5 protein-coding genes and 2 pseudogenes are annotated in these 5,943 nt (G+C 43.7%); 1 reads left to right on the plus strand and 6 read right to left on the minus strand.

Annotation, left to right across the window (positions count from 1 at the left end; all coding sequences use genetic code 11):
• Positions 1-92 precede the first annotated feature (92 nt).
• The 4 genes and pseudogenes from RTU96_RS14560 to RTU96_RS14825 all read right to left on the minus strand — a co-directional run.
• A pseudogene (locus RTU96_RS14560) lies at positions 93-422 on the minus strand (transposase); the annotation flags it as partial.
• 466 nt (positions 423-888) lie between these two features.
• On the minus strand, positions 889-1,500 hold the full coding sequence (locus tag RTU96_RS14565; protein WP_312637378.1) for a cytidylate kinase-like family protein: 612 nt from the start codon (positions 1,498-1,500) through the stop codon (positions 889-891).
• Positions 1,497-2,888, minus strand: a complete 1,392-nt coding sequence (locus tag RTU96_RS14570; RefSeq protein ID WP_312637379.1) for an MATE family efflux transporter — start codon at positions 2,886-2,888, stop codon at positions 1,497-1,499. Before RTU96_RS14570 ends, RTU96_RS14565 begins: the two co-directional genes overlap by 4 nt.
• 301 nt (positions 2,889-3,189) lie before the next feature.
• Positions 3,190-3,770 (minus strand): annotated as a pseudogene (locus tag RTU96_RS14825) (transposase).
• Between the two features lie 283 nt (positions 3,771-4,053).
• Here RTU96_RS14825 and RTU96_RS14585 point away from each other — a divergent pair.
• Complete coding sequence (locus tag RTU96_RS14585) at positions 4,054-4,467, plus strand: MarR family transcriptional regulator (RefSeq protein ID WP_312637381.1); 414 nt, start codon at positions 4,054-4,056, stop codon at positions 4,465-4,467.
• A 390-nt stretch (positions 4,468-4,857) separates the two neighbouring features.
• Here the strand turns inward: RTU96_RS14585 and RTU96_RS14590 are convergent, their stop codons facing one another.
• Positions 4,858-5,061: a hypothetical protein gene (locus RTU96_RS14590; protein WP_312637382.1), complete on the minus strand. Its 204-nt coding sequence runs from the start codon at positions 5,059-5,061 to the stop codon at positions 4,858-4,860.
• Positions 5,062-5,076: 15 nt separating this feature from the next.
• The coding region (locus RTU96_RS14595; RefSeq protein ID WP_312637383.1) for a hypothetical protein at positions 5,077-5,943 on the minus strand (867 nt) is incomplete at its 5' end.

Consider the following 5,943-nt stretch of genomic DNA (forward strand, 5'->3'; position numbering starts at 1 on the left):
CGCTTTCACATGCGTGGAGTCGGTCAGAATGACCTTTCCGTCCACCAGTCCCTTTTTCAGGCACAGATGCAAAATATGTTCAAAGAGGTGACAGAACACTTTTTTTCCTTGAAACCGTCTGAGCGGATTTTGGGAGATCGTGGAGTAATCGGGCACCCGGTCGTCCAGATCCAACCCCAGAAACCATCGGTAGGCCATGTTCACCTGTATCTCCTGCTCGATCCGCCGTTCCGATTCGATGCCGTACAGATACCCCACCAGCAGATATTTTACAAGCACTACCAGATCAATTCCGGGCCTGCCGTTGTCCGGGCTGTACAAGTCCTGAACCTCGTCGTAGATGAAGCTGAAATCCACGGCGCTTTCTAGCTTGCACAAAAATGCTCCTCCGGCACCAGATTCTCAATTGTGATGCAATGCATTTTATCTGTATCCCGTATCGTTCCGTCAGCATTCCCAAACACATCCCTTTGCTTTGTTCCTTACCGCACTATCCCATTTTCCCCTCTCCTTTGGTACCTTTGTCAACACCTCGTACTTGGCCCGAAGTTGCGCAATGGCTTGTCCCAAGTGTTGTCAGTAAAAAAAGGGCACAAAAAACACCTATGCGCAAAATTGCACGAAAGGTGTCAAATAAAAAATGGTCGCACTGGCCGGCTAAAAATTGGTCAAATCCTTTTAGATTATATAGGACTGGAACATCCGCTACGCCAAGCCGTCATAGCAAAATGGCGGCACTTTAATGGCTGTAAAAGATCTTTTCATATACATGTGAATGCCCTCCAAACTTAAGAGCTTAGAGGGCATTCACAGAATTGAGGCATGAAAGAAGTTCCGCCAAACTCATGCTTTTTATTTGGCGAGTAACCATAAATACGAAAATATACTTTATCTTTTATTATTGCTTATAAAGCATTCGATAATCTTTATAGCTCCAGATAAACTTGTTTTTGCACTATTAATACATAAATCATAATTTCTAACATCGCTCCACTTTTGTTCCGTGTGGTAATTATAGAAGCTCGCTCGGCTTTTGTCTGTTCTCTGTATCAATATTTGCGCCTTGTCAGCGGATACATTCCTCCGCTCCATTACATGTTGGATACGATAATCAATATCCGCTACTACAAATACTTTTACTAAGTTGGGATAATCGCGCAATATGTAATCTGCACCCCGTCCGACAATAACGCATGAGCCTGAATCAACAATACGTTTTACTGCATTTACTTGTGCCAGATATGCACGTAATTCTAATGGTTTAGTATCATTTCCGGCATATAGAGTGGAATTCATAACAAGTGAATATAGAAAGCTCATACCTGCCTTTTCGTCATAAGATTCCATAATCTCTTCCGTGATTCCGCTTTCGAGTGCTGCTTTCTGAATAATTTCTCTGTCATAATAGCCTATTCCAAGTTTTTCCGATAACTGTTTTCCAATTTCTCGTCCACCACTGCCAAGCTGACGTCCAATTGTTATAATTCTATTTTGACTCATATTGCGGCTCCTTTCTCTTTTACCGTTTTTAAATTTTTAATCTCAGAGAATGTAACAGCAAGTGCCAATATAAATGCTAATCCGTCTGCTACTGGCCCTGCCCATAAGATACCTTCAATGCCCAAAAAACCGGGAAGAATCAATACCGCTGGAATCAAAAATACAATTTGTCTGGACAGAGAAAGCACCATTGCCTGAATCGGACGCTCAATCGCCTGAACGAAGATACTTGCCACAGTTTGAAACCCATTAAGAATGCAAAACAAAAGGAATATCCGAAAACTCTTCACGGCAAAGTCATTATACAAATCACTTTCAGCCCCAAAAAGTGATACAATGGACATCGGTGCAAATTGGAAAATTACAAACGCTACCATTGCCGCTATAAGGGCGCTCACAACACATATCTTAAAAGCCTTCATGACACGTTCAAGATTGTTTGCACCTCGGTTAAATCCAATAATCGGTTGTGCTCCTGTTGCAATGCCTACAACGATAAACAGAAATATCTGATTGACCTTCAATGTAATTCCCATAACTGCCAATGGAATATCAGTCCCATATGCAGAGTTGGCACCATAGGCTGTCAGAGCATTGTTAATTGCAGCTGTCATAATAACGGTAGCCATCTGATTGATAAAACTGGAAATTCCCAGCGGCATGATAGCCCTACAATGCCGCAGACTAAATTTATAATCTTTACGTTTAAGCTTAAATGACTTCCATTTCTTTATATAGGACAACGAAATAATTAATGATATAAGTTGTCCCATTATGGTAGCCAATGCGGCACCCTGTACACCCCAATCAAAAACGAATATAAATACAGGGTCCATAATTGTGTTAAATATTGCACCGGATATAAGAGATACCATGGCAAGTTTAGGACTACCATCAGCACGAATGATAGAATTAAGCGTTGTGGAAATAAGCACAAACGGAAAGCCTATCATCACAATGCTTCCATATCCGAGTGCATAAGGTTCTACTGTTTCTGTACATCCGAAAAGATAGATAATGGGTTTCAGAAACACCGCAGAAACGGCTAACAACACTATGGAAGCAATAATTGACAAAAGGATTCCACTGGTAGCCCCTTTTTTCGCGTCCTCAATGTTACCTTCTCCCAATTTCAAACTAAAATATGTTGCCGCTCCGTCTCCGAATAATACGCCAAGTGCTACACATAGAACGGTCAGCGGAAATACCACGTTTGTAGCACTATTACCTAGATACCCAACGCCATGACCAATAAAAATCTGGTCTACTATGTTGTACAGCCCATTTACAACAAGTGAGATTACACAGGGAATCGCAAATTTTGCAATCAGCCTACCAACCGGCGCAGTTGCAAATGGATTCTCCTGTGTCAACTGATGTTCTTCCATTAAAGTGTCCTCCTGATCCCCGTATAGTTGCTTGGGCAACTATACGGCATTAAAAAATAGCAACTTAATTGCTTCAGCAACTATTATTCTACTTGATACTTTTTCAATAGTCAAGTAATAATCGAAGTATATTATTTGACAGGTTCGTTAATTTGCTGTATTATTTAGTTGTTATAGCAACTCTTGTTCGAAGCCTGCAAATAAAAAGTCAATAGCAAATCAAGAAAAGCAGACGAAAGAAAAATAAGCAACACAAAAAGGCCACCGCCGAAGCGCCGACCTTACGTGAACGGGTGGTATGTTATCTGGAAAGACCGGTTGAATCCATATTTACAGGCGTGTCTATGGTGCTCATGAATTTCTTTACTTTTCCGTAGTAAACACGCAGAAACTTGTTGCAGCCGGCGGTCATGTAAACGTAGTAAGGTTTTCCCTCGGTGCGCTTTTTGTCCAGGAATTGAAACACGGGATCATCGGGCGGCGCCTTTTGAAGCAGTACCGTCATGAGTACAAAGAGTGTTTTTCGTAGCTCCGGGGAACCGCGCTTGGAAGAGCGTGTGCTTTTTTCGCTTCATAAGTTCCAGACTGGTTGGCACCCGGATCAACTCCCGCAAACGCCGTATTCCTTGATGAGCAGCGGATTGACCGTGCTGACAAAAATTCCAGCGCATGGAGCATTTGGGCAGCAGACTCATAATACCGCCCGGTATGCTCCAACACAACCTTCGTTTCGCCCTCCAGATTTTTTAGCGAGCTTGCCAACTCACTGAGTTCGCTGGAGGTGTGGCGCACCTCAAAGGGCTTTACCACCAATTCTCCAAATGGACGGACAACGCCAACTATACTTTTGCCCTTGGAAACACCAATCCCGACCGCGTTCATAAAAACTCTCCCATCACAGAATTGCAATTGGCACACCATCCTTTTCTCACCGCCGATTCTATCTGTTTGATGACACGAACGCGCCAGACGGCGGCTCTACCTGCACAAATCGAACGCTGCGAACAAGAGGCTGGCTGACTGACTTCAAAGCGGACGCGAAGTCCTTGGAGGAACCCGTCAGGCCTATTGCCCTCTCATTCTAACAGCTTAGGCAACAAGATGGATAAAGACATGGCTGGCGGCCATGTCCTCAACCAAATATATAGTAACTGGAGGAAATAGAATGCATGAATTTATGAGCCGGTTTTCAATTATTCATAGGCAATCCTCCATGTATTTAGATCGGCAGCTAAAAGAGGATAATATTACCGCAAGCCAATACACCCACATATTAGTTATTTGTGAAAACCCGGGTGTTTCGCAAGAGGAAATTTCGGATAAATTGAAGATAGACAAAGGCTCTGTGGCAAGAACAATTAAGCAATTTGAGAAAGAGGGATATATTACTCGTCTCACTGCGACTGAAGACAAGAGGCAGTATCAAATTTATCCGACTGATAAAGCTAAGGCTTTGTATGAAAAAATACATGGGATAGCCATAGCCAGCGAGAATAGATTAACTAAGAATTTTACAGATATAGAGAGAGAAATTCTAAAAAATCTATTAGATAAGGTAGTGTCAAATCTAGAAGAATAGAAAGGCACACTTAGCAAAATAGGGCTGGCTCGTTGTACATTTAATGGTGTTATACATTCATCTGCCGGCTATCTAGCTGTTGTTTTTGTGTTAAGGCTTGCTTCTTTATAGACTCGGCCCATTACGACAGGGAGTAAAAATAAGCGTATCGTTCACAATGAGCGATACGCTTATTTTAGACGTTTCACTTGGCATCTGCCCTTTAATAGTTTAAGTTTTCATGCTGTCTTACGACAGACTACCTTTATCCAGTCTGTTTTTGCCCTTATGAACACCCAAGGGTTTCTCGTAGTGGTCGGAGTGAAATTATAGGGCTTGGAGAAATCCAGTAATATCAATGGTCTAGAGGTAGTCGGCAAGCTGCATTTTCGTCAGATGAGTTGATAACTCTCATTTTACCAAGCCCCAGAGCTTATTTTGATAATCAAGAAAAAGTTTGGTGGAATATGACGCATCCCTCATGACCAGCTCTGCATCCTCTTTGGTTATCTCAAATTCCCAATATTGAGATAGGTGTGCTCCATCTTCACCTCTGAAATAGTATTTTTCATCTCTTAAAATAATTTGATCTCCACTATTTTCAAAGATAACCATTATCAAATCCTCCTTTTATTGAACGGGAATCACGGTATAATCGCCTGGCTGAACCTGATCGATCACAGCTTCCGGAATCCCACCAGAAGTATATCCGCCTGGAATCCAGTATGGATTTGCACCGCGCTCGTTTCCAGTTGGCATTCTGAGCCCATGTGGCTTTAAAACATTGATCCGCACTGGGGCGTCACCTAAATCTCCCGGGTCAAAGCCCAGTAGCTGCTCCAACACTCGTGTATCCCCGTTCGCCTGCTTTATCATGTCATCTGCGTACGATGAAGGGAATACAAACGTTCCTTCTCGCGGGCCAACTGTTCCTGTGGGTGCTTTCGCATAAAACTTTGTCACGCCGTCCTTAAACTGAGACAGATGATGGTCAATGTACTCCTTTGTAAGATAGGTGCTGGGGTCCGGCCTCTGTCCCCTGATTGTTTTGATTATATCATCAATTTGCGTGCGTGTCAGCCCCGCGCTTCGGGCAACATCATCCACATTGTCTGCCAATGTGCCGCCTGCGCGCAGAGCGTCGTCCCCGCTGCCGGTGAGAATGTTTTTGACGTTGACCGCCGTTTGGTAGGCCGCGTAGACGGTGAGCGCCGTGCCGAGGATATCCAGCCAATGCTCCAGCGACCACGGTTCCTCGGGTGTAACGGCCCCCTTGAGCGTATCTAAGAATCCGCCGGTAAGGGCATTGACAATGTTATAGAGATTTGGATTGGCTACCATCTCCTCATGACGGTCAACAAATCCGCGCCATGTGCCGCTGACAATTCCCAATGTCAGCCAGTCCATAAAGCTGCCAAGGCTATTCCACTTGTTTTCACCCCGTGCCGCCTGCGCATTCAGCAGATATCCGATGAGGTCCCTTGCATCTTCCGCCAA

The sequence above is a fragment of the Oscillibacter sp. genome (assembly GCF_032018205.1).
GTDB lineage: Bacteria > Bacillota > Clostridia > Oscillospirales > Oscillospiraceae > Oscillibacter.

What these genes read in the sequence shown, in the direction of transcription:
- RTU96_RS14565 (WP_312637378.1), bottom strand. Translation starts at nt 1,500, where the DNA reads ATGAGTCAAAATAGAATTATAACAATTGGACGTCAGCTTGGCAGTGGT.
- RTU96_RS14570 (WP_312637379.1), bottom strand. Translation starts at nt 2,888, where the DNA reads ATGGAAGAACATCAGTTGACACAGGAGAATCCATTTGCAACTGCGCCG.
- RTU96_RS14585 (WP_312637381.1), top strand. Translation starts at nt 4,054, where the DNA reads ATGCATGAATTTATGAGCCGGTTTTCAATTATTCATAGGCAATCCTCC.
- RTU96_RS14590 (WP_312637382.1), bottom strand. Translation starts at nt 5,061, where the DNA reads ATGGTTATCTTTGAAAATAGTGGAGATCAAATTATTTTAAGAGATGAA.